Annotated in this window: 1 protein-coding gene; it reads right to left on the bottom strand. The window is 70.0% G+C overall.

Annotated features, from left to right (window positions below; all coding sequences use genetic code 11):
* Positions 1–949 (bottom strand): IS481 family transposase (locus ACFWOG_RS40915; protein WP_380364840.1); only part of this gene is annotated, 949 nt, incomplete at its 3' end.
* Positions 950–1,065 lie beyond the last annotated feature (116 nt).

Genomic DNA, 1,065 nt, shown 5'->3' with positions numbered 1-1,065 from the left:
TGTTCTGACCCATGAGGTTGGGAACGCGGCTGGCGGGTGGCTTGCCTGCGAGTGCGGTGTGTCCGCGGTGGTGATTGTAGGTGTGGAGCCAGTCGGGGTAGGCGTCCCGGCGTTCCTGCTCGGTGCGGTAGGGCCGTGCATAGGCCCACTCGTCGAGCAGGGTGCGGTTGAAGCGCTCGACCTTGCCGTTGGTCTGCGGTCGGTACGGCCGGGTTCGCTTGTGCGTGATGCCCTCGGCCGCGAGGGCATCACGCCAGGCGTGTGACTTGTAGCAGGCGCCGTTGTCGGTCAGCACGCGCTGCACGGTGATCCCGGCCCGGGCGAAGAACTCGTTCGCCCGGGCCCAGAACGCGGTCGCGGTCTCCTTGCGCTCGTCGGCCAGGATCTCGCTGTAGGCCAGGCGGGAGTGGTCGTCCACGGCGTTGTGCAGGTAGCTGTAGCCGGCTCCGGAGCGGTTCTTGCGGCCGGCCTGGCGTCCGAGGGCCTGGTGGCCGCCGCCGGCGGGGATGTTGCCGAGCTTCTTGATGTCGATGTGGACCAACTCGCCCGGTGTGGAGTGCTCGTAGCGTCGGACGACGCGTCCGGTGGCTCGGTCGAGGTGCGCGAGGCGGGCGAGGCGGTAGCGGGTCAGGACGCGGTGGACGGTGGCGGGGTTGAGTCCGAGCAGGTAGGCGATGCGGGCCGGTCCCCACCGTCGCAGGACGCGGACCTTGATGATCCGCCGCTCGGTGCGGGTCGGGGTCCGGCGCGGGCTGTGGTGCGGGCGGCTGGAGCGGTCGCTCATGCCCGCTTCGCCCAGCGTGCGGTAGCGGTCGGCCCAGCGCCTGGCCGTGGTCGGCGAGACCTGGAAGCGTTCGGCGGCCCGCCGCAGCGGCCAGCCGTCCTCGACCACGCAGCGGGCCAGGCGCAGGCGTCCGGTCTCGGTCAGCGGTGCGTTACGGTGTGGCATGAGGGCCTTTCTGGGTGCCGGTGCAGATGTCGCAATCCACACCGAGCCAGAAGGCCCTCACTCATTTCAAGATCACCACGCCGTGAGCCCTGTCACCAACCTCCGTGGTCAGTACA

The sequence above is a fragment of the Kitasatospora sp. NPDC058406 genome, assembly GCF_042722765.1.
GTDB lineage: Bacteria > Actinomycetota > Actinomycetes > Streptomycetales > Streptomycetaceae > Kitasatospora.
Note: the sequence above shows the minus strand (reverse complement) of the source record. Positions and strands in the feature narration are given on the sequence as shown.